Origin of the sequence: Gluconobacter sp. Dm-44 (assembly GCF_018256175.1) — a bacterium.
Lineage (GTDB): Bacteria > Pseudomonadota > Alphaproteobacteria > Acetobacterales > Acetobacteraceae > Gluconobacter > Gluconobacter cadivus.
In genome coordinates, this window is record NZ_JAERLZ010000001.1 from 352,540 (window position 1) to 374,093 (window position 21,554).

Below are 21,554 nucleotides of genomic sequence, written 5' to 3' on the forward strand. Positions count from 1 at the left end.
TTTACGGTTATTTTTACTCGCACAAAACATTGAAGATACGAGAGTAATAATATGATCATCCTGATGATAATCGCCGCATTCTTTCTGGCTTATGCCGCTCCAGACACACCCATCGGCAGAATCTGTCGTGATAGACTTGTGACGCGGCCCTGCCGATGGATGAGAGAATTTCCTTACACTTTAGGAATGCTCGCATTGGTAACTATTCTGTTTGTAAGTTGTGCCACATGGATGCTGGGGCATGATGGTTTTGCCAGCAGCATGCGGATGGCTCCCGATTTTCTGACTTTTGCGACCAGTTTTGAAGTGACGTCCTTTATCGAAGCAGCATCCAGCATTGCGTTCATGGTACTAACGACAGGCGTAGGGAAAAACATGCTGGTTCTGCGGCAGCTGTTCCGACGAACAGCGCAACGCGGCAGGCGCATGATGAGCGCAGCCCGCGTATGCCTGAAGGGCCGGAATACAGATGACCCTGACCCGGCACTTCTTTCAGCTTATGCCTAACGATGAAAGCGGGCGGACCGAAGCGCCGCCTGCCTTGCCGTCGTTCAGAACGACGCGCTGACGGTACCGAAGAATTCGCGGACAGCACCGCGTTCCATGGACTGGTAATCACCCACCGCAGGGTTGTCGTTCTCACCCATCATGGAGATGTACTTGGTGTTGAACAGATTATAGACATTGAAGCTCGCCGTGACGTCCTTGAGAACGCTGAGCTTGCCGAAACGATACTGCGCACCGGCATTAGCCAGCCAGTAGCCGCCGATCGAGGTGTCGTTCATGAAGCTGTAATAGCGGCGGCTGTAGTAGTTCGCATCAAAATGCGCTGTCATGCCCTTCCAGCTATAGGCAACGGACGTTTTGTACATCCATGCCGGATAGTTGACGATATTCTTGCCAGCCAGCGCGTAATAGCCGCCGACCGTATCGACGTTTCGGTCGTAGGTGCCTTTGTTGTAGCTCAGGTTGTTGCTGATGCTCAGCCCGTCGATGGGGGTGATAGTGATGTCGCCATTCGCACCCGTCATGGAGATATGGCCGAAATCAATGACCTGCGAAACCGGATTGGTCAGAGAGCCCACAGCAGCGGCCAGAATCGGGTGGATCAGGCTGGCGTGATAGACGGTCGCATTCACCTGAAGGAGTTTGGACGAATAGCGATAGCCACCAAGATAGACCCAGGCCTTTGACGGCTCGAGAGACTTCTTCTGAGCCTGGAACGTCGCCTGATCCTGCACGGAATAGACCGAGTTTGCCACGCCATAAGCCGAGACTTCATAGGCGCGCATGTTTTCGGCCACGTCCACATAGATCTCGTGGTGGCGGTTGATATGCCAATCCAGATTGATGTGCGGCAGGAAGGCCTGAGACGCTGTCAGTGATCCGTTCGGCAGGGCGTCCGCACCCGTCCAGTCAGCATTGTTATACTGTGCGCCGCCGGATGTGGTGGCGGTCATGGACTTGAAACCGGCATGCAGGATCAGGCCTTCAGCAAGCTGGATGCTGTCCTGAAGGTGGAACTGCATGACATTGGTGTTCCACTGGAAGTTGTAACCTTCCAGATAGGCCGGGCCATAAACGTCATAGGGCCCAACGGCCTTGAGCGGTGCGCCCTGCCCCAGAATCGGCTCGCGGTAATTGAAGAGCCCGGCCTGCTGGTTGTTATTCTCGTACCAGACACCGCCTTCAATCGTATGGCGACCCCATTTGTAACGCAGGCTGGTATCAAAGCCGTAGCGCTCCTGACGGTTCTGCCAGACTTCCTCGGACAGAGGCGCACCGCCCTCGACCTGATCGTCGGGGTCACTGTCGGTATAGCTATAGTAGCCGGTCTGGCTGTGACCGTAGACCGTGCTGTTCCAGGTTAGATGGTCTGTGAGGGCGAGGTCGAAATGCAGGCCGCCCATGTAGTTGGTTTCGGCCTGTCCGCCATCATACATGGCGATATTGGAGCCATCGATGCCCGGAACACTGTCATAACCGGCCGGATAAGGACGCGTGCCGTTGGCGATGCCGTAAGCCAGAGCGTAATTCGGATAAAGATGAGGGGTGCGCCAGCCGAGATTCTTCAAAATCCCGATGGACGTATCGGGATAGTTCCACTGGGCAAGGCTGGACCAGTTGAAGAACGCCGACATGCGGCTGCGTTCGTTGATCGGCTGGACGAGCTTCGCATCGACCTGCTGCATGAACTGGTCGCCGCTGCCCATCCACATGCCTTCGTCGGTCCTGGCATAGGAGGTGTAGAGCTTCGTGCCGGTCTGGTTCAGCTTGCCGGAATCCAGCCGGACATAGGTGCGGTAGGAGCCATAGCTGCCAAAGGACTGGCTCACCTTGCCGCCGCGTTTGTCGTCGGGGTCCGAAGAGCCGATTTGGATCGTCCCGCCCAGCGTGTTCATGGAGGGCAGCTCAACCGAGCCTGCGCCCTGCGACATCCGCATGGACTGGATGTCGTCTGGAATAATGGCCGAGGCAAGGCTCATGCCGCTGACGGACTGGTAAGTCTGATCGTTCAGGGGAACGCCATCCACCGTCACGCCCATCTGGTTCATGAAGAAGCCACGGACGTAGAGATTAGCGCCGAAACTGTCGATGCCGAACGGATCGGTGGAAGTGAAGCTCACGCCCGGCGTACGGTCCAGCATCTTGTAGGCGCTGGTTCCGGGAACATACTGGCGCATAATGGCTTTCGAGACAGCCTGCTCGGCGTCACGGCCCGTCAGCTGCCGTCCCGTGACAGCGACGCTTTCGGTCGCGCGGGATTCCAGAGCCTCGGTCTTGCGACGGGCCAGTGTGGCACGCTCCACGCCATTCCGTGCAGATGCACCAGAAACAGCTTTCGGAGCTGTTTTCAGGGCATGATGCTTCGCTGAGTGTGCAGACACCGACACCGGCGAAGCATCACCGGCTGCAGGAAGAGGCTGATGCCCTGCCGCCAAAGCAGACTGGCGGACTGCGAACAGTGCGATGAAGGACAGCAGCAGGGATCTGGTTCGCACCGTGGACGAAACTCCGGAATCTGGGTTTTGTAAACTTTGGGAAGCGGTGTCCTAAACGTGCCTGCACACTGCGGAAAGCGCCAGCATTGCTAGATGATGTTTCAATGACACGAAAACGGTGGTTTTTGTGCCGCATGTTGCGGGAAAGACGCGCTCTGCGAGGATGAATGATCGCTTCCTGTAGGGGGGCTTTGCCTGTTAGGTTTGTCCTTAGCAAGACAATGTCGCGGTTTCATCACGGATCAGGATACTCATGTCGCAGACGCTTTCTGTCTCTTCTGCTGCCGAAAACTCTCCTTCGGACACGGATCGGGTGATCGACCCGAATATCGGCGAATATTCTCCTGTAGAGGATGTGGTTCGCAAGACAGGAGATCTCCGTCGCGTCCTGTCCAATCCCGATTACTGGTATCCGATCGCGTGGTCCCGTGAACTCAAGCGCGGCAAGACCATTGGCACGCGCTATGCCGGGCAGCCGATCGCGCTTGTACGCCCGATGGATGGCAGCGTGTTCGCGCTGGAAGACCGGTGCGCGCATCGTCAGGTGCCGCTCAGCCTTGGAAAAGTCAGCGGCGAAGCGGTTCAGTGCTGCTATCACGGCTGGGCCTATGGCCGTTCGGGACGGTGTATCGATGTGCCGTATCTGGGCAAAGGCAAGCTGCCGAACGGCGTGCGGACCTATCCGTGTCGTGAGGAAGGCGGGCTGATCTTCATTTTCCCGGGCGATCCCGCGAAAGCCGAAAGCACGCCGTTTCCGCAGATGGGATCGGTTGGCAATCCCGAATACAAGACGCGCCGTTTCGGCGAAACGGTCGCGTGTCATTACAGTTTCATGCATGAAAACCTGATGGATATGAACCATCAGTTCATGCACATGAAACAGATGGGCCAGATGAAACCCCGCTTTCTGGGCGGGCGGGACGAACCCACACTGGTCGAGGCGCGCTACAGTTTCGCCCGGACAGGCGGCAAGCAGCCCTGGGGCGAGACATTCATTTTCGGCGAGCGCCGGGATGCGAGCGAGAAATACGCCCATAAAGACGTCATGACGATCCGGACGGAATATCCGTACCAGACACTCCGCATCGCGACAGGCGACGAACCGCCGGTCATGGATCTGTGGATCGTCTATGTCCCGCAGGATGCGGACCAGAAGACCTGTCGCGTCTTCGGACTGCTTTCGATCCGTCGTCCGAAAGCGAAGCTGGTTCTGGACATTGCCTGGCCGTTCCTCGTCGCATTTACGGAGCGGATCTTCAAGGAAGACCGTGACATCGTGGAGCTGGAACAGGCTGCGTGGAACGAGCAGGGCGGCGACCGCAATCAGGAAGTCTTCCCGGTCATCAACATGCTGCGCCGGCTTCTGGCCCGATGCGGCGTTCCAGACGACAAACCTACAGAACAGCAGGTTCCACAATCCTGACATGACACCTGAACTCAAGGCAGGGGGCCTCGTTCTGCGCGCCCTGCAGCCGGAAGATGCCCCGGCCGTCCATCGTCTGATCAATGACTGGAGCGTCGTGCGGATGCTCAGTCGCCTGCCCTTTCCGTATCCGCGCGATCTGGCGGAACAGTGGATCGACTCCACACGTCATGACAGTGCGCAGGGCAGCGCACATCATTTCGCCATCACCCGGGACGGATCCCTTCTGGGCGCAATCGGCCTTGTTCTGTCCGACGACCGGCGCTCCGGTTCTTTGGGATACTGGATGGCTCCGAGCGTCTGGGGACAGGGCCTGACCACTCAAGCGGCCCGGCGCGTGATCGAATGGGGATTGACGGTTCTGCGTCTGGAGAAAATTACTGCAGACGCGGCACAGGACAATGCGGCCTCTCTGGCGGTTCTGGGCAAGCTCGGTTTTGCAAAAACGGGAACATCCAGCCGACGCTTCGTGTCGCGCGGACAGGATTGTCCGATTGATTTGTTCGAATTGTCCCGGACAACATTTCTTTCTGACGTGCCAGAACCGGTTGAGGCTCCTGTGCAGCAGACCGAAGTGACTCCTGTCGTTGTGGAAGCACCCAAGCCGCGAACGCTGTTGGTCGTGGCAGCCGCACTTCTGGACGCGCAAGGACGGATTCTTCTCGCCAAAAGACCGGAAGGCAAACGTCTCGCGGGGCTATGGGAATTTCCCGGCGGCAAAGTCGAACGCGATGAGACGCCGGAACAGGCGCTGATCCGGGAAATGCGTGAGGAGCTCGGACTGGATCTGACCGGCTCCTGCCTGGCCCCCTTCACGTTCGTCAGCGAAAATGCCGGGCCGTTTCATCTGCTGATGCCGCTTTATGCGGTGCGGCGCTGGCGGGGCGTTCCCACCCCGCGCGAAGGCCAGACGCTGGAATGGGTTTCGGCATCGGATCTGGGTCGTTATCCAATGCCGGACCCGGACCTCCCGCTGATCCCGCTTTTGCAGGAACTTCTGGGCTAGTTCAGACGGAAGACCTGCTGGGGCGCTCCCGCAACATCCGTGCGGAACACGAACAGAGACCCGGCCTGCGGCTCCTTCGCCAGCGTTTCGGCATCCAGTCCTTTGCGGGCCGTTGTCACGAAGACAGTCTTCAGGTCGTCTCCTCCGAACGCAACCTTGGTCACGTTTGTAACAGGCATGGGAATGGATGGCAGTGCCGTGCCATCCGGCCTGAAACGCATCACGCGCGAACCACCCCACACGCCGCACCAGAGCGTGCCCTCGCTATCGGTCACGATCCCGTCGGGATATCCCTGTTCCAGCCGGGCAAAAACCCGCTCGTTCGCAAGTTCGCCATCGGACTGAATGTCGAAAGCGTAAATCGTCTGTTCTGGGCTGTCGCAGACATAGAGCGTCTTTCCGCAGGGGGAGACGGCAGGGCCATTGGAGACGGTATAGCCTTCATCATGATGCGTCACGTTCAGGGCGGCCCCTTCGTGCACAACGCGATAGATCGAACCGGAAGGCTGTTCCTCGCCATCATCCATCGTCCCGAACCAAAGTCGCCCCTGCGGATCGACACAGCCGTCATTCAGACGATTACCGGGTTTCTCAGGCTCAACGAGTTTGTGATCCGAAAAAGTGCCGTTCTTCGGATCGAAACGGCGCAGACCGTCGGGCATGCCCGCAAGGAATGTCCCATCTTCGACCGGCAGCAGAAAAGCCACACGGTCCGGCGCGCTCCAGCTTTCATGAGCCCCCGTCTCGGGCGTGAAACGGTGAATTCTCGCCTCGGGGATATCAACGAAATAGAGCGATTTTTCGCTGGCAATCCAGATCGGACCTTCCCCCAGTGTTGCACGCAGGTCCAGGAGGCATTCGGGATGATGGAGCGGGTTGCTGGTCATAGTTCCTCCTGATGAAAACCAGAATTCGGGATGGGTTTGTTCTCGACAACGCGGGACGACCCGTTACGTTCTGTGGCGAAGACTATCAGGAGCGGACACATGCTTCAAAAAACTGCCTGTTTTCTCGTCATTGGCAACGAGATCCTCTCGGGACGCACACAGGACGCGAATACGCGCGTTCTGGCTCAGGCGCTCAATGCGCAGGGCATCCGGCTCATGGAAGTCCGTGTCATTCCCGACATTGCGGAGCGGATCATTAGTGCGGTCCGTGAATGCAGTGCGGCTTTCGATATCGTGTTTACGTCCGGCGGAATCGGGCCGACGCATGACGACATCACGGCGGAATGCGTCGCCACAGCCATGGGCGCCCCGCTGGTTCGTCATGAAGAAAGTTTCCGTCTGCTGGAAGCGGCGCTTGGGGCGGATCGCTTTAATGCCGCCCGTCAGCGCATGGCCTATCTGCCGGAAGGGTCAACACCCATCCTCAACACGGTGTCCGTGGCGCCCGGTTTCAGCATCGGCAATGTGCATGTGATGGCCGGAGTGCCGTCGATCTTTGCATCCATGGTCGCATGGTTGGTGCCGCAGATGGAAAAGGGCGCCCCTCTCGTTTCCGCAAGCTGGCATGCAACGGGATTGAAGGAAGGGGATTTCGCCTCTGATCTGGCGACGTTGCAGGAAGGCTTTCCGACGATTGATCTGGGCTCCTATCCCTATCACCTACCGGACGGCGCAAGTGGCGTGGCGCTCGTAGCCAAGGGTTATGACAGCGCGATCGTCGAGAAAGCCGCACAGGCGATTCATGATCTCATCATGGCGCATGGACGCGAGCCGCTGGCGGGTGAACCGCCGCACAGGCAGACAGCCTGAAAACACAAAAGCCGCTGCGAAGGAGCAGCGGCTTTCAGAAACACCTCAGTGCAGAGGGGTGCGGGTCATGGACAGGAACTTGTCCCGACGCTTCTGGATCAACGCCGGACCTGTCAGGCCTTTAAGGGTCTCGAGTTCTTCGGAAATCGCATTTCCGATCGCCATGACGGCTTCTTCCGGCGCACGCTGGGCGCCACCGATGGGTTCGGGGACGATCCGGTCGATCAGGCCAAGTGACTGAAGATCCTGAGCGGTGAGCTTAAGAGCTTCGGCAGCAGCAGGGGCCAGCTTCGGATCCCGCCACAGAATGGAGGCCGCAGCTTCCGGCGAGATCACGGAATAGATGGAGTGTTCGAGCATCAGGATGCGATCACCCGCACCGATGGCGATGGCACCACCCGAACCGCCTTCGCCAATCACGGTCGCAATCAACGGTACGGGAGTCTTGAGGCACACGTCGATCGACTTCGCGATGGCCTGAGCCTGTCCGCGCGCTTCAGCATCGATTCCCGGCCATGCACCGGCAGTGTCGATAAAGCTCAGGACCGGCAGACCAAAACGTCCGGCCATTTCGATCAGGCGCTGCGCCTTACGATAGCCTTCAGGGCGGGCCATGCCGAAATTGTGCTTCAGGCGCGTCTCGGTGTCGTGACCACGCTCGGTCCCGACGATAACGACAGGCTCTCCACGGAAACGGGCCAGACCACCGATCATGGCGTCATCGTCACCGAAGGCGCGGTCGCCGGACAGGGGTGTGTAATCTGTCGTCAGCAGACGCACATAGTCCAGAGCCTTTGGGCGCTGGGCATGACGGGCCACCTGCACTTTCTGCAGCGGCGTGAGCTTGGAGTAAGTCGAGCGGAGCTGCTTGTCGGCCTTTTCGGACAGACGGGCAATCTCGTCATCGATATTGATGCCGCTGGTGCCGGAGGCCTTGCCCTGGCTGCCCATCTGGCGGAGTTCGTCGATTTTGGTCTCGAGTTCGGCGACCGACTTCTCGAAATCTAGGAATTGGCGCATGGCCGCCCGATAGCACGCTTGCGCGCCGGGAAACAGTCCCTGCGACAGGCGGAATGTTTCTGTCAGTCTTCCGCGCGTTTAGACACGCCTTTACGGGCCAGGGGATGATGCGCGCTCACAGCCTGTCGCAGACGCTCCGACATGACCTGCGTATAAATCTGGGTCGTGGCGATATCCGCATGTCCCAGCAACATCTGAAGCGCCCTCAGATCGGCCCCATGCGCCAGAAGATGACTCGCAAACGAGTGCCGCAGAACATGCGGACTAACGCGGTCGGGATCTACTCCGGCCTTCAGGGCACAGGCGAGCAGGATCTTGTCAAATCCCTGTCGCGTCAGCGGTTTTTGCGGATTGCGCCCCGGAAAAAGCCATGGACTGCCGAGATCGCGATCGAAATGCACAAGCTGGTCGGCCGCCTCGCGCGCAGTTCGAGACAGAGGCACCAGCCGCTCCCGCCCCCCCTTCCCCCTCACCAGCAGCATAGGGCCGCGCACATACACACAGGTCGCGGGCAAAGCGAGCAGTTCGGAAATGCGCAGTCCGGTCGTGTAAAGCAGTTCCAACGCGGCACGGGAGACGATATCCCGGCGTTCGTTTTCGTGCCCTCGCGTACCGACCTCAAGCAGAAGGCGGATTTCCGCCTCGTCGAGCGGTCTGGGCAAGGAGGACGCGATCTTCGGAGTCTGCTGGCGTTCGGTCGGGTCGTCTTCCCGCACCGACTCGAGCATCAGGAAACGATAGAACTGACGCAGACACGACAGCCGACGCGCTGCGGTTCGTGCCGCCAGACCAGCACGGGACAGTTCGGCCAGATAGGACTGAACTTCCCCCCCCTGCGCATCGCCGAGGGACACGGGCGCGCAATGTGCTGCGAAATCGGCAAGATCGGAAGCATAAGCCTGCCGGGTTTTCAGGGCCGCCCCGCGCTCGGCGGCCAGCATCTCAAGGAAAGCCTCGACATGTCTGCTGTCACCGGAGCGCGGCATGATGGCTTGATCAGTGCGCGGGAGCGGGAGCCGGAGCAGCAGGCATGGACCGCGCCGGGGCGGCCTTGGGAGCGGGCATTGTCGGCAGCGGAGTCGAAGGCGTCAGGGGAGCAGCAACCGGGGCTGCCGGAGTCGTGCCAGAAGCGGCAACAGGCGCTTGGGTTGTCGTCTGGACGGCGGTCTGGGCCGTCGGCACAGGCGGCATCGCTGGCAACTCGGCCTGTGGCGCGGCGGAGCTTGCAAAAGCCGCACCCGACAGATCCTTGTGCACCATGGTCTGTTCCGGCGGGGTAGCGGTCATGCCCAGACGCAGAAACGCTCCGCCAGCGCCCAGAACGAGAAGGACGGCAACAGCTCCGCCAATGAACGGCAGGCGGAAAATGGAACGATCGATATTGGCCATGAAAAAGGTCTCGAAGTGAGGGCAGGACGTGTCCCTTCTCCTATGATAGGTAGCAGGGCATGTCACGCCTGCCATTCTCCCTTTCAGCCAAGTCGGAACCCTTTTTCTCATCCGACGGCATCCCGTCACGCACGGTTGTCCTCGTCGGGATGATGGGTGCTGGCAAAACCACCATCGGACGGCGCCTTGCCCAGATCTGTGGTCTGCCCTTCGTCGATGCGGACGTCGAAATCGAACGCGCTGCCGGATGCTCGATTCCCGAAATCTTTGCCCGACATGGCGAAGCGGCGTTTCGAGACGGCGAACGGCGCGTCATTCAGCGCCTGCTTGATGGACCACCCTGCATCCTTGCGACGGGTGGCGGGGCATGGATGGATGCCCAGACGCGTCGGCTGGTCCGTCGACATGCCGTTTCGATCTGGTTGCGCGCGCCCGTGCATGTGTTGGTTAAACGGGTTGCGGGCCGTCCGGGACGACCACTTCTGGCTCAGGGGCGCCCTGACGAAGTTCTGGAGCGCCTCGTCGGGCTACGCTATCCGGTTTATGCCGAAGCAGACATCATTATCGATTGTGGGGATGAGACCGTGGAACAGGGCGTGCAGCGGGTACGGGAAGTTCTGGCCGAATATCGCAGACCGGAGACGGTCCATGTTTCGCTCAGCCATCACAGCTATGACGTGCTGATCGGGCCAGATCTTATCTCCCGTGCCGGTGCCCTGCTCGCCCCACATCTGCCGCAAAAGCGCGTGGTCGTCATTACTGACGACACCGTAGCGGAACTGCATCTGCCGCGCCTGCTGGCGTCTTTCGAAGAAACGGGCATCCGTGCGGACGTGATTTCGGTTTCAGGCGGCGAGGAAAGCAAGTCTCTCGCCTGTTACGGCGACGTGATGAACCGGCTTCTGTCCACGGGGATCGAACGCAAGACGACCATCGTGGCGTTGGGCGGCGGCGTGGTAGGGGATCTGGCCGGTTTTGTTGCGGCGACGGCCCTGCGCGGATTGCCTTTCGTGCAGATCCCCACGACGCTGCTCTCTCAGGTGGACAGCAGCGTCGGCGGCAAGACCGGGATCAACGCGGCGGCGGGCAAGAACCTGATCGGAGCGTTCCATCAACCTGTCGCTGTTCTGGCGGACACCTCTGCTTTGGCCACGCTACCCCGTCGTCAGCGCATTGCTGGCTATGCCGAGATCGTCAAATCCGGCCTGATCGCAGATCCGGACCTGTTCGCCTGGTGCGAAAACTACGGACAGAATGTTCTGGAAGGCGATCCCGCGGCTCTTGCGGAAGCCGTGCGCCGCGCCTGTGCTTTCAAAGCGGCCGTCGTGGCTGCCGACGAAAAGGAACAGGCTTCTGTCGGAGGACGCGCCCTACTCAATCTGGGGCATACTTTCGGTCACGCTCTGGAAGCGGAACTGGAATATGACGGACGTCTTTTGCATGGCGAAGCGGTTTCAATCGGCATTCATCTGGCGATGGCGCTTTCCGTGGAGCTGGGTTATGCCCCCGTCGAAGACCTGCATCGACTGGACCGGCATCTGCGCAGTTTGGGTATGCCGGTGAGCTTTGACTGGTTCAGGGACTCGTTCTCGGCAGAAATACTTCTGCACCACATGACTCGGGATAAGAAAATGCAGGACGGAAAGGTTGCGTTCGTCCTGTTGCGCGGAATTGGAAAAGCCTTCTCCACACGCGAAATCCCCGCAGAAACAGTGCGTAATCTGCTTGTAAGCGAGGGTTGCCGCCCGTGATGAATGTTAAAATTTCGTCATACCTCGGCTAAATAGTTGTTTTACAACTCCTTTTGCATAGCTGCTTTCTGCGAGAGGCTCTGGCGTCGGCTGGAACCTTGAGCTAAGGCAGCGTAGACGCGAGGCGTAGATCGTAAAGCGGGCGAAATGGATTGTGGCTTTTATGTCACTCCCCTTCCCCGAGTAGAGCCGGAACACCCTGAGTGGCTTTGTCGCCGGGAACTCTGAGTTCTATATGCGCTTATGCATCGCGCTGGGTCCGTTGGTGAAAGCATTTTCCAACGGCTCGAACGTTAGTCACTAAGAGGACGAAAACATGCGTCTCCGCACGGCACTCCTTGCCATGACGTCGATGGTCGCCGCACCGTCGCTTGCCATGGCCAGCACGATCACCGGCCCCTATGTCAACATCGGCGGTGGTTACAACCTGGTCCAGAACCAGCACGCCCACTTCTCCCCGTCCGCTCAGGGCGCCAACGATGGCGTAAGCGCTCAGTACCGTCACCATGACGGCTTCACGGGCTTCGGTTCGTTCGGCTGGGGCTTCGGCAACGGCCTGCGTCTTGAAGTCGAAGGCGTGTACAACTACTCCCAGATCAATCACCTCGGCCACACGGCAACCCCGGGTTCCACTCGCGGTTCCGATCAGGCTTATGGCGGCCTTGTCAACGTTCTGTATGACATCGATCTGGCAAACTTTGGCCTGAACGTTCCTGTCACGCCGTTCGTTGGTGTTGGTGCAGGCTACCTCTGGCAGCATTACAACCCGACCGATACGCACTTCAACAACGGCACGGTCGGCCGTCTGGGCGGCACGCAGGGCAGCTTCGCTTACCAGGGCATCGTGGGCGCCGCCTACGACATCCCGAACGTTCCAGGCCTGGCCGTCACGACCGAGTACCGCTTCGTTGGCCAGACCTTTGCTGACGGCCCTTACAGCGGCACGTATTACGGCAAGTCTGGCCGTCGGACGGGCAACGTGAACTTCGACCAGCGCTTCTCGCACCAGTTCATCCTGGGCCTGCGCTATGCCTTCGACACGGCTCCCCCGCCGCCGCCGCCGGCTCCGGTCATCGTTCCGCCCGCTCCGACCCCGGCTCGCACGTATCTCGTGTTCTTCGACTGGGACAAGTCTGACCTGACGGGCCGTGCTCGTGAGATCGTTGCCCAGGCAGCCCAGGCTTCCACGCACGTCCAGACGACGCGCATCGAAGTCAACGGCTACACGGATAACTCCGCTGCTCACCCGGGTCCGCGCGGCGTGAAGTACAACCTCGGCCTGTCCAACCGTCGCGCTTCCAGCGTGAAGGCTGAACTGATCCGTGACGGTGTCCCGGCTGCTGCCATCGACATCCACGGCTACGGTGAATCCAACCCGCTGGTGCCGACCGGCCCGAACACCCGCGAGCCGCAGAACCGTCGCGTCGAGATCATCCTGAAGTAATTCAGACATGATCTGACGTCGGGGTCTTCGACTTCGGTTTCTGAGAAAGGCGTCCTTCGGGGCGCCTTTTTCTTTATGCGCTCATCCAGACTGAAGACAGAACGCCCTTGCATGTCTCTTTCCCGGCACGCTAGAGCCACTCCACCCCGACACACCGGAGACATGCTCCCTTGCGACGCAGCCGTATCTTTTATCCGCGCAGCCGCCCGGAAATCATTGACCAGTTCCTGCGTTTTGGGATTGTCGGGGCTCTCGGATTTCTTGTGGACTGGGGAACTGTGTCCCTGCTGCGCCAGCCAGCAGGGTTAGTCGCAGCAACGCTGATTGCCTATTTCGTGGCAGCGACCGGAAACTGGTGCCTCAACCGTTTCTGGACCTTTCGGCTTTCCGCCACCGACAACCAGCATATGATCCTGCAATGGCTTCGATTCCTGCTGGCCAATTCGTTCGGATTTCTCCTCAACCGTGGAATGGTTTTCCTGCTTTACGCTACGGTTCCACTGACCGTGCATTTTCCTGCACTGGCCCTGGCCGCAGGCGCGCTGTGCGGCATGGTCGCCAATTTCAATCTTTCGCGACGTCTCGTCTTTCGCGCCCAGACACCGGAAACTCCGCTGGAACTCGTCCAGATGGCTGTAGAGATCCCTGCTGCCGGACTGACGGCACCGGAGCCCGAACCGGATCTGTCGGGTCTGGAGAATAACACCTTCAGACTGCATGACCGCAATGACTGAAGGCTGCATTTCCAAGGCCGCTACAATAGTCTAGGACAGGCAGACGATTTCCCTGCTTTTCCGGAACTGACGCTCCCTTATCATGACCAGCACCAACGATATCAGATCGGCCTTTCTCGAATATTTCGGTGCACAAGGCCACCGCATTGTTCCGTCGGCATCGCTGGTGCCGCAGAATGACCCGACACTGCTGTTCACCAACGCTGGCATGGTGCCGTTCAAGAACGTCTTCACCGGTCAGGAAACCCGTCCCTATTCCCGCGCCACCACGGCGCAGAAAGTCGTGCGGGCAGGCGGCAAGCACAACGATCTCGATAATGTCGGCTACACGGCGCGCCATCATACGTTCTTTGAGATGATGGGGAATTTCAGCTTCGGAGATTATTTCAAACCCGAAGCTATCGAATTCGCCTGGACGCTGCTGACCCGCGATTTTGGACTACCAAAAGAAAAGCTGCTCGCCACCGTCTATGCGGAAGACGAAGACGCTGCTGATCTATGGAAGAAAATCGCCGGGCTGTCCGATGATCGGATCATCCGCATTGGGACATCCGACAACTTCTGGCGCATGGGCGATACGGGACCGTGCGGTCCGTGTTCCGAGATTTTCTACGACCATGGGGACAGCGTCTTCGGTGGCCCTCCGGGCAGCCCGGACGAAGACGGCGACCGTTTCGTCGAGATCTGGAACCTCGTGTTCATGCAGTTCCTCGATCAGCCGGACGGTTCGCGTGACTCGCTGCCCCGCCCTTCGATCGATACGGGTATGGGGCTGGAACGTTTCGCCGCGATCATGCAGGGCAAACGGGACAATTATGATACCGATACCATGCGTGCGCTCATCGAAGCCTCGGCTGATGTGATGCATCAGGACGCGGATGGGGCTTTCAAGTCCAGCCACCGCGTTGTCGCCGATCATCTGCGCTCTACCGCCTTCCTGATCGCCGATGGCGTGCTGCCGTCCAAGGAAGGGCGCGGCTATGTGCTGCGGCGCATCATGCGTCGCGCCATGCGCCATCTGCATATGATGGGCGCGAAAGAGCCTGTCTTCTATCGCCTACTCCCCGCGCTGATTCAGCAAATGGGCGCGGCTTATCCCGAACTGGTCCAGCATCAGGTGCTCATCGCACAGACGATGAAGGGCGAGGAAGAACGCTTCACAGCACTTCTGGAGCGTGGCCTGACGCTGCTCTCCGATGAACTGGACCGTCTGGGCGAAACGGAAGCCCTCCCCGGCGATGTGGCGTTCAAGCTGTATGACACGTTCGGCTTCCCGCTCGATCTGACGCAGGACGCCCTGCGCGAAAAGGGACGCACGGTTGACGAAACCGGCTTCGAGACCGCCATGGCCGAGCAGCGTAAGCGCGCGCGCGCGGCCTGGGTTGGATCGGGCGACACCTCGGCCGAGACGGTCTGGTTCGATGCGCGCGACAGGCACGGCCCCAGCGAGTTCCTCGGCTATGTTTCGGAAAAATCCGATGCGGAAGTGCAGGGCATTTTCCGCGGCAATGACGAACTGGCTTCGGCGCCTGCTGGCGACGATACGGTTGCGATCCTGCTGAACCAGACGCCGTTCTATGGCGAAAGCGGCGGTCAGGTCGGCGATCATGGAACGCTGACGGCTTCTGGTTTGCGCGTTGAGATTACGGATACGCAGAAGCGCAACGGCGATCTGATCGTCCATTACGGCAAGGTCGTCGAAGGCACGCTCAAGCCGGGCATGGCGGTTCATGCCGAAATCGATCACGCCCGTCGCACGGCTGTTCGTGGCCATCATTCCGCGACCCATCTGCTGCATGAAGCCCTGCGCCGTCAGGTCGGAACCCATGTCACGCAGAAGGGCAGCCTGAATGCACCGGAGCGTCTGCGCTTCGACATCAGCCAGCCACGCCCGCTGACAGATGAGGAGCTTGCGGCAGTCGAGGCCGAGGTCAATGCCCGCATCCGCGAAAATGCTCCGGTCCAGACGCGCCTGATGACGCAGGACGAAGCCGTTGCGGAAGGCGCGATGGCGCTCTTTGGCGAAAAATACGGTGACGAGGTTCGCGTGGTTTCGATGGGCAAGGGCGACGATGATCGCACGGCCTATTCCATCGAATTGTGTGGCGGCACGCATGTGGGCCGCGTGGGCGAGATCGGGCCGTTCCGGATCGTTTCGGAAAGCGGTGTCTCGGCTGGCGTGCGGCGGATTGAAGCGGTCTGCGGTTTGGCAGCCGAAGCGCTGGCACTGGAAACCGAGAACCGCCTGAAGCAGATTGCAGATCTGCTCAAGGTTCCCGTGACCGACGCTGCTGCCCGGGTGGCGGCGCTGCTTGAAGAGCGTAAATCCCTGACGTCGCAGGTGTCCGATCTTCAGCGCAAACTGGCCACCGGTGAAGGTACAAGCGCAACCGAGAGCATCAACGGCATCACACTTTCGGCCCGCGATCTGGGGGATGTCAGCCCCAAGGAACTTAAGGGTCTGGCGGAGAGCATTTCCCAGCAGATCGGGTCCGGCGTGGTGGCGCTGATGTCCAACGCAGATGGTCGTGGCAGCATTGTGATTGCCGTGACCAAGGACCTGACAGACCGTCTGGATGCGGTGAAGCTCGTCCGTGAAGCTTCCGCACTGATGGGCGGAAAAGGTGGCGGCGGCCGGCCGGATATGGCTCAGGCCGGTGGTCCGGATGCCAATGCGGATGCGGTCTTTGCAATGCTGCGCACGACATTGGGAGCAGCCTAAGCAATCGCATCATGGTATGTCAGGGCAGTGACAAAGCATGGGTTGACCGGAATCATGCTTTACCTGTCCTGATAAAGCCTTCTAACTGCCCGGTAGTTCAAGATGAAGGAGAACACCATGGCCTGTGGTCGTGATACTCTGGCGAAACTGCTGGGCGGCGTCCGGAAATTCGAAACGGACGTTTATCCCGAGAGTGCGGAACTGTTCGAGAGCCTGGCTTCCAGCCAGTCTCCGTCAACCCTGTTCATCACCTGCGCCGATAGCCGGATCAGCCCAAGTCTGATTACTCAGACGGAGCCGGGTGAGCTGTTCATCGTACGCAATGTCGGCAATATCGTGCCGGCTTATGGCGAGATGCTGGGCGGTGTGTCGTCTGCGATCGAATATGCGGTCGGCGCGCTCAAGGTGAAGAACGTCATCATCTGCGGGCATTCCAACTGTGGCGCAATGGGCGCCCTGATGGATCTGAATTCGCCGAAGCTGGACAATCTGCCGACGGTCAAGAGCTGGATGCGTCATGGCGAAGCCGCCCGCGCCGCACTTGGGAACCTCAAGGCAGAAGATGCTGGCCCGGAAGATATCCGTTCGCTGGCCGAATACAACGTGATGCTCCAGCTTGTGCATCTGCGCACGCATCCTGCCGTCGTGCGGGCGCTGGCGCAGGGTGAATTGAAGCTACAGGGCTGGTTCTACGACATTCCCAAGGGCGAGATCCTCATCATTGATGAGAGCACACGCAAGACACGCACCGTCGAGAGCGTGCTTGAAGAAATGTGCGCTACCGAAGGACAGGCTGCCTGAAACAGGCCACAGCTTCCGTGCTGGCCGGTCTTATCGGGATCGCCAGCATGGGAACAGCTTCAGCGCATATTCTGAAGCTCTCGACCTGGAACATGGACTGGCTGACCCTTCGCCCCTCGGGCGATGAAGCACTGCCAGATGATGTTCCGGGGGGAGAACATCGCGATTTTTCAAAACTCGCGGCCTATGCCCGACATCTGGACTCAGATGTGGTGGCTTTTGAGGAAGTGGACGGCCCGATCGCCGCTTCCCGCGTTTTCAGTCCCAAAACATATCAGATTCTCCTGACGCCTGATGCGGTAGTACAGCGGGTGGGTGTCGCCGTCCGTCGCGATCTGCATGTGACGGTCAATGAGGAACTTTCGGCCCTCAATGTCGCGGCACCAGATGCGCCTCACCAACTTCGCGGCGGTCTGGATGTCACCATCAGTGATGCGCACGCCAGCCTGCGTCTGCTTGTCGTGCATCTCAAGACGGGATGCTGGGATCAGCCGCTGAACCAGCGTCAACACTCCTGCCCTACCCTGTATCAGCAGGTTCGCGTCATGCAGGACTGGATGCTCGAACGACAGGACGAGGGGGAGGCTTATGCTGTTCTGGGAGATTTCAACCGGCGCCTGACGCTGCATGATCCGCTGATGCAGCAGATCGAGACTGAAACACCTGTCATGCTAACGACGGCGGGCAAGGCCAGTCCCTGCTGGGGCGGCGAATATTTCATCGACCATATTCTGCTGGGCAATGCGGCACGGAACTGGCTCGTGCCGGACAGCCTGCGAGTCATGACCTATAAAAACGATACGGCTCCTGCGGGTCTTTCGGATCACTGCCCGGTTTCGATCCGACTGGACATGCCCTGATAGAGCGTTGCAGGGCCGAAGGTTCCAGTCCATGAAGGGTACCCTTCCCGCTGTCCCGCCCGGAGCGATCGATGTCTGATTTCCGATCTGCATGGCCCGTTACCCCTTTGGCCCCTCAGGTCGTGGTTCGAGTTGAGCGGGCTATGCCGAAACTGCCGCCAGAAATCGAAAGTCGTGTGGCATCGCACTGGGATGCCGCGCTCGCGACGCACCCCATGCTCTATAACGGGCGTGTTTTCTGTGCGGATGTGATCGAAGAAGAAATCATCCGTGGGCACTGGTCAGAATACAGGCGGGTTCTGGCCCAGATGCGGGAACCAGATCTGTATGGGGCAGATTCTCTGCGCCCACTGGCAGTTGTGGGTCTTTTCCGGACGACAGACGGGATCGTGATTGGGCAGCGCTCGGAACAGTCCCTGTACCTGCCCGGTTACTGGCAGGGCGCTCCGGCGGGCAATGTGGAAAGCCGTGCTGGCGAAGCGCAGATTGATCTTGCAGCCCAGTTAATGGCGGAATGTTTTGAAGAACTCGGGGTGGCTGAGACGGAATGTCAGATCGAAAGTTGTCTTCTAGCCTGTGAACATCCGCAAACGCATATCGTGGATGTCGGCATGAAGATTACCACTATGTTGGATTTCGAAGCGCTGAAAGAACGTTGCAGCCGTCTGGGCAATGCCGAATATCAAACATTGATGCTGATCCGGCCTGATACGCCACTTCCCGCGCTGCTCGTCCCCACCCTCTCCGCCATGCTGGAGCAAAACCGATGACCTATCATATTCTGGATGCTGCGGGCCTGCGGGACTGGCTCGTACAGCAACCGGAGCTTTCGGAGCGTCTGGGCGGCAAGGCTGACGACTGGAGCATTCGGGAGGTCAGCGACGGCAACCTCAATACGGTGTTTCTGGTCACGGGTCCGACGGGGGCACTGTGCTGCAAACAGGCGTTGCCCCATGTGCGCGTTGCTCCGAACTGGCCGATGCCTCTGGAGCGGGCGCTGTATGAATCGCGCTATATGCAGACTATGGCGCCTGCCGTTCCGGGGTTGATGCCGGAGTTCTTGGCCTATGATGCAGATCTGTTTCTGATCGTCATGGAATGTCTGACGGCTCATGAAGTTCTGCGATCGGCGCTGATCGCGGATCGTGCGCTTCCGGGATTTTCCGCCGTGATCGGAACCTATGTGGCCAGAACCGTGCAGGCGACGGGATGGGTGAACCAGCCGTTTGAGACCGGCGCGCGCCTGCTGGAACAGTTTTCCGGCAATACCGCCCTCACCCGCATTACTGTCGATCTGATCCTCACGGACCCGTACCGCGTCTGTGATCGTAACCCGGAACCGGAGGCCGGTCTGCGTGAGGACGTGAAAGCGCTTCAGAACGACCAGACTTTGCATCTTGCTGTCGGTCGGCTTCAGGAGCGTTTCCTGACGGCAAGGCAGGCGCTACTTCATGGCGATTTGCACACCGGCTCCATCATGCTGGACGGTTCGGATGTCCGCGTCATTGACGGCGAGTTCGCCACGATGGGGCCGGTCGGGTTCGATTGCGGGCTTTATCTGGGCAATCTGGCGCTGCATCTCTGCGCCGTCCCCCACAAGGCTGCGTTCCTCAGAGACGAAATGCTGGCCTTCTGGCAGAACTTCTCGACAGAACTACGCTCCAGCCTCTCAAAGGAGGGTGGCGATCAGTGGGCTCTGTCCGGACCTGCTACCCGTCAGGATCTGATCGAGACGTTCCTGAACGGCATTCTGCGCGATACGGCCGGGTTCTGCGGGCTTGAAATGGTCCGACGCACGGTCGGGTTTGCGCAGGTCGCCGATTATGGAGTGTGCAGCACCGAAAAGGATCGGCTTCTGGCACGACAGAAAGCGCTCCAGATCGGACGAACGCTGGTTGTGCAGGGCGCGTCGCTGCGGAGTTTTGCCGATATTCTGTCCCTGATGGGGCTGTAAAGAAAAACCCCGCTCCTTGCAGAGCGGGGTTTCGATGTTCAGGCGGCTGACATGCCGATCTGTTTGATGTCGTGAAACGCCAGATCGGGGTTCATCTCGATGGTCCGGCGCATCATGAAAGAGGACGTCGCGAGGAAAACCGGATCTCCGTCCAGATCGTCGGCCATGGCCGAACGGTTCATGTCCTGAAACATCTCGATCTTGGCGCGGTCACCCGTAATCCAGCGGGCCAGCGAATAAGGCGTGCTCTCAAAGCCGATGGTCACACCATACTCGCCCAGCAGACGCGACTGCAGCACGTCGAGCTGAAGTGTTCCGACCACACCCACGATCGGCGAGAGGCCATCCTGCGGGCGGAAAAGCTGCACGACGCCTTCTTCGGCCAGTTCCACAAGAGCCTGACGCAGCTTCTTGGCCTTCATGGCGTCATCAAGACGGACACGACGCAGGATTTCGGGGGCGAAGTGCGGCACGCCCGTGAAACGCAGGTCTTCGCTCTCGCTCAGCGTATCGCCGATCCGCAATGTGCCGTGGTTCGGAATACCGACGACGTCGCCACCAAACGCCTCTTCGGCAAGCTGGCGGTCGCGGGCGAAGAAGAACTGCGGCGTGTGCAGGGCGAACTGCTTGCCGGTCCGGACATGCTTCAACCGCATCCCACGGGTCAGACGACCGGAACAGACGCGGGCGAAGGCCATACGGTCGCGATGATTCGGGTCCATATTGGCCTGAATTTTGAAAATCAGCGCCGTGACCTGATCTTCGGAAGCCTTCACCTCGCGGGTTTCGGTCTGCTGCGCACGGGGTGCCGGACCATAAGCCACAAGCGCGTCGAGCAGATCCGTGACGCCGATTTCCTTCATGGCCGAGCCGAAGAAGACCGGAGACAGATGGCCCGCATCGAAGGACTCCCGATCGAACAGAGGCAGTGCGGCTTCGGCAAGCTCGACTTCCTCGCGCATCTGGATGATGCGGGGGTCGTCCTCGCCGACAGGTTCTTTCGTATGCACTGTCTGCGTCCGCAGATCGTATGTGCCGATGAACTTGGCGGCGCGTCCGATCGGCCATGTGGCCGGAGACGTGTCCAGCGCGAGCGTATTGGCAATTTCGTCAAGCAGCGCAAAACAGTCCTGCGCCTCACGGTCCATCTTGTTGATGAAGGTGACGATGGGAATGTCGCGCAGGCGGCAGATTTCGAACAGTTTGCGGGTCCGGTCTTCGATGCCTTTGGCGGCATCGATGACCATGACCGCGCAATCCACGGCCGTCAGGGTCCGGTAGGTGTCTTCGGAGAAGTCTTCATGGCCCGGAGTGTCGAGCAGGTTGAAAACGCAGTCGCCGTACTCGAACGTCATGACCGAAGTGACGACGGAAATACCACGGTCGCGCTCGATGCCCATCCAGTCGGACTTCGTGCGGCGGCGTTCGCCCTTGGCGCGGACATTGCCCGCCATCTGGATCGCGCCACCCGCCCGCAGGATGCGTTCGGTCAGGGTCGTCTTACCGGCGTCAGGGTGGGAAATGATTGCGAACGTACGCCGGCGAGCGATCTCGCGGCTGATTTCAGCGCTCTGCGCCTCTGACATGATGCCTCCGGCAAAAAGAAAGACCCGGGACTGGAACCTTCATGGTGCCCAGACAGAGTACCCAGACAGGCAGATCACCGGGCAGCAGAAGCAGAGGACACCCCT

At 59.6% G+C, this 21,554-nt stretch carries 18 protein-coding genes; 12 read left to right on the forward strand and 6 right to left on the reverse strand.

Annotated elements, in window-relative coordinates:
- Positions 1–51: 51 nt before the first annotated feature.
- Positions 52–507 (forward strand): hypothetical protein, encoded by a 456-nt coding sequence (locus JK213_RS01635; RefSeq protein ID WP_194261582.1) that lies wholly within the window; start codon positions 52–54, stop codon positions 505–507.
- Positions 508–551: 44 nt separating this feature from the next.
- On the opposite strand, the gene JK213_RS01640 is transcribed toward JK213_RS01635, so the two are convergent.
- A complete protein-coding gene (locus JK213_RS01640) occupies positions 552–2,810 on the reverse strand; it encodes a TonB-dependent receptor (RefSeq protein WP_408869887.1) in 2,259 nt (752 codons plus the stop codon).
- Between the two features lie 445 nt (positions 2,811–3,255).
- On the opposite strand from JK213_RS01640, the gene JK213_RS01645 reads away from it, so the two are divergent.
- Together JK213_RS01645 and JK213_RS01650 are read left to right on the forward strand one after the other, a co-directional pair.
- Complete coding sequence (locus JK213_RS01645; protein WP_194261584.1) at positions 3,256–4,425, forward strand: aromatic ring-hydroxylating dioxygenase subunit alpha; 1,170 nt, start codon at positions 3,256–3,258, stop codon at positions 4,423–4,425.
- A gap of 1 nt (position 4,426) precedes the next feature.
- Positions 4,427–5,431, forward strand: coding sequence for a bifunctional GNAT family N-acetyltransferase/(deoxy)nucleoside triphosphate pyrophosphohydrolase (locus tag JK213_RS01650; protein WP_194261585.1), 1,005 nt, complete (start codon positions 4,427–4,429; stop codon positions 5,429–5,431).
- On the opposite strand, the gene JK213_RS01655 is transcribed toward JK213_RS01650, so the two are convergent.
- Positions 5,428–6,318, reverse strand: a complete 891-nt coding sequence (locus tag JK213_RS01655; protein WP_194261586.1) for an SMP-30/gluconolactonase/LRE family protein — start codon at positions 6,316–6,318, stop codon at positions 5,428–5,430. The genes JK213_RS01650 and JK213_RS01655 overlap by 4 nt on opposite strands.
- 99 nt (positions 6,319–6,417) lie before the next feature.
- On the opposite strand from JK213_RS01655, the gene JK213_RS01660 reads away from it, so the two are divergent.
- Entirely contained in the window at positions 6,418–7,188 is a 771-nt protein-coding gene (locus JK213_RS01660; RefSeq protein ID WP_194261587.1) for a molybdopterin-binding protein, read from the forward strand.
- 45 nt (positions 7,189–7,233) lie between these two features.
- Here JK213_RS01660 and JK213_RS01665 read toward each other — a convergent pair whose 3' ends face one another.
- The 3 genes from JK213_RS01665 to JK213_RS01675 all read right to left on the reverse strand — a co-directional run bounded on the left by JK213_RS01665 (position 7,234) and on the right by JK213_RS01675 (position 9,597).
- Positions 7,234–8,208: an acetyl-CoA carboxylase carboxyltransferase subunit alpha gene (locus JK213_RS01665; RefSeq protein ID WP_194261588.1), complete on the reverse strand. Its 975-nt coding sequence runs from the start codon at positions 8,206–8,208 to the stop codon at positions 7,234–7,236.
- Positions 8,209–8,270: 62 nt separating this feature from the next.
- Complete coding sequence (locus tag JK213_RS01670; RefSeq protein WP_194261589.1) at positions 8,271–9,194, reverse strand: tyrosine recombinase; 924 nt, start codon at positions 9,192–9,194, stop codon at positions 8,271–8,273.
- 10 nt (positions 9,195–9,204) lie between these two features.
- Entirely contained in the window at positions 9,205–9,597 is a 393-nt protein-coding gene (locus JK213_RS01675; RefSeq protein ID WP_194261590.1) for a hypothetical protein, read from the reverse strand.
- A 59-nt stretch (positions 9,598–9,656) separates the two neighbouring features.
- On the opposite strand from JK213_RS01675, the gene aroB reads away from it, so the two are divergent.
- The 8 genes from aroB (at position 9,657) to mtnK (ending at position 19,863) form a co-directional block, all read left to right on the forward strand.
- On the forward strand, positions 9,657–11,348 hold the full coding sequence (gene aroB, locus JK213_RS01680) for a 3-dehydroquinate synthase (RefSeq protein WP_194261591.1): 1,692 nt from the start codon (positions 9,657–9,659) through the stop codon (positions 11,346–11,348).
- A 316-nt stretch (positions 11,349–11,664) separates the two neighbouring features.
- Positions 11,665–12,792, forward strand: coding sequence for an OmpA family protein (locus tag JK213_RS01685; protein ID WP_194261592.1), 1,128 nt, complete (start codon positions 11,665–11,667; stop codon positions 12,790–12,792).
- A 170-nt stretch (positions 12,793–12,962) separates the two neighbouring features.
- Positions 12,963–13,526, forward strand: coding sequence for a GtrA family protein (locus JK213_RS01690; protein WP_099285381.1), 564 nt, complete (start codon positions 12,963–12,965; stop codon positions 13,524–13,526).
- A gap of 82 nt (positions 13,527–13,608) precedes the next feature.
- Complete coding sequence (gene alaS, locus JK213_RS01695) at positions 13,609–16,248, forward strand: alanine--tRNA ligase (RefSeq protein ID WP_194261593.1); 2,640 nt, start codon at positions 13,609–13,611, stop codon at positions 16,246–16,248.
- Positions 16,249–16,365: 117 nt separating this feature from the next.
- Entirely contained in the window at positions 16,366–17,049 is a 684-nt protein-coding gene (locus tag JK213_RS01700; RefSeq protein ID WP_194261675.1) for a carbonic anhydrase, read from the forward strand.
- A 47-nt stretch (positions 17,050–17,096) separates the two neighbouring features.
- On the forward strand, positions 17,097–17,909 hold the full coding sequence (locus tag JK213_RS01705; protein WP_194261676.1) for an endonuclease/exonuclease/phosphatase family protein: 813 nt from the start codon (positions 17,097–17,099) through the stop codon (positions 17,907–17,909).
- 71 nt (positions 17,910–17,980) lie between these two features.
- Complete coding sequence (locus JK213_RS01710; protein ID WP_194261594.1) at positions 17,981–18,679, forward strand: hypothetical protein; 699 nt, start codon at positions 17,981–17,983, stop codon at positions 18,677–18,679.
- Positions 18,676–19,863, forward strand: coding sequence for an S-methyl-5-thioribose kinase (gene mtnK / locus JK213_RS01715; protein WP_194261595.1), 1,188 nt, complete (start codon positions 18,676–18,678; stop codon positions 19,861–19,863). The genes JK213_RS01710 and mtnK overlap by 4 nt, the downstream gene beginning before the upstream one ends.
- A gap of 38 nt (positions 19,864–19,901) precedes the next feature.
- Here mtnK and JK213_RS01720 read toward each other — a convergent pair whose 3' ends face one another.
- Entirely contained in the window at positions 19,902–21,449 is a 1,548-nt protein-coding gene (locus JK213_RS01720; protein WP_099285386.1) for a peptide chain release factor 3, read from the reverse strand.
- Positions 21,450–21,554: the final 105 nt, after the last annotated feature.

Excerpts from the sequence above, each read along its gene's own strand:
- JK213_RS01670 (WP_194261589.1), bottom strand. The coding sequence starts at position 9,194 with ATGCCGCGCTCCGGTGACAGCAGACATGTCGAGGCTTTCCTTGAGATG.
- JK213_RS01635 (WP_194261582.1), top strand. The coding sequence starts at position 52 with ATGATCATCCTGATGATAATCGCCGCATTCTTTCTGGCTTATGCCGCT.
- JK213_RS01675 (WP_194261590.1), bottom strand. The coding sequence starts at position 9,597 with ATGGCCAATATCGATCGTTCCATTTTCCGCCTGCCGTTCATTGGCGGA.
- JK213_RS01665 (WP_194261588.1), bottom strand. The coding sequence starts at position 8,208 with ATGCGCCAATTCCTAGATTTCGAGAAGTCGGTCGCCGAACTCGAGACC.
- JK213_RS01650 (WP_194261585.1), top strand. The coding sequence starts at position 4,427 with ATGACACCTGAACTCAAGGCAGGGGGCCTCGTTCTGCGCGCCCTGCAG.
- JK213_RS01710 (WP_194261594.1), top strand. The coding sequence starts at position 17,981 with ATGTCTGATTTCCGATCTGCATGGCCCGTTACCCCTTTGGCCCCTCAG.
- alaS (WP_194261593.1), top strand. The coding sequence starts at position 13,609 with ATGACCAGCACCAACGATATCAGATCGGCCTTTCTCGAATATTTCGGT.
- JK213_RS01645 (WP_194261584.1), top strand. The coding sequence starts at position 3,256 with ATGTCGCAGACGCTTTCTGTCTCTTCTGCTGCCGAAAACTCTCCTTCG.
- mtnK (WP_194261595.1), top strand. The coding sequence starts at position 18,676 with ATGACCTATCATATTCTGGATGCTGCGGGCCTGCGGGACTGGCTCGTA.
- aroB (WP_194261591.1), top strand. The coding sequence starts at position 9,657 with ATGTCACGCCTGCCATTCTCCCTTTCAGCCAAGTCGGAACCCTTTTTC.
- JK213_RS01660 (WP_194261587.1), top strand. The coding sequence starts at position 6,418 with ATGCTTCAAAAAACTGCCTGTTTTCTCGTCATTGGCAACGAGATCCTC.
- JK213_RS01720 (WP_099285386.1), bottom strand. The coding sequence starts at position 21,449 with ATGTCAGAGGCGCAGAGCGCTGAAATCAGCCGCGAGATCGCTCGCCGG.
- JK213_RS01685 (WP_194261592.1), top strand. The coding sequence starts at position 11,665 with ATGCGTCTCCGCACGGCACTCCTTGCCATGACGTCGATGGTCGCCGCA.
- JK213_RS01655 (WP_194261586.1), bottom strand. The coding sequence starts at position 6,318 with ATGACCAGCAACCCGCTCCATCATCCCGAATGCCTCCTGGACCTGCGT.
- JK213_RS01700 (WP_194261675.1), top strand. The coding sequence starts at position 16,366 with ATGGCCTGTGGTCGTGATACTCTGGCGAAACTGCTGGGCGGCGTCCGG.
- JK213_RS01705 (WP_194261676.1), top strand. The coding sequence starts at position 17,097 with ATGGGAACAGCTTCAGCGCATATTCTGAAGCTCTCGACCTGGAACATG.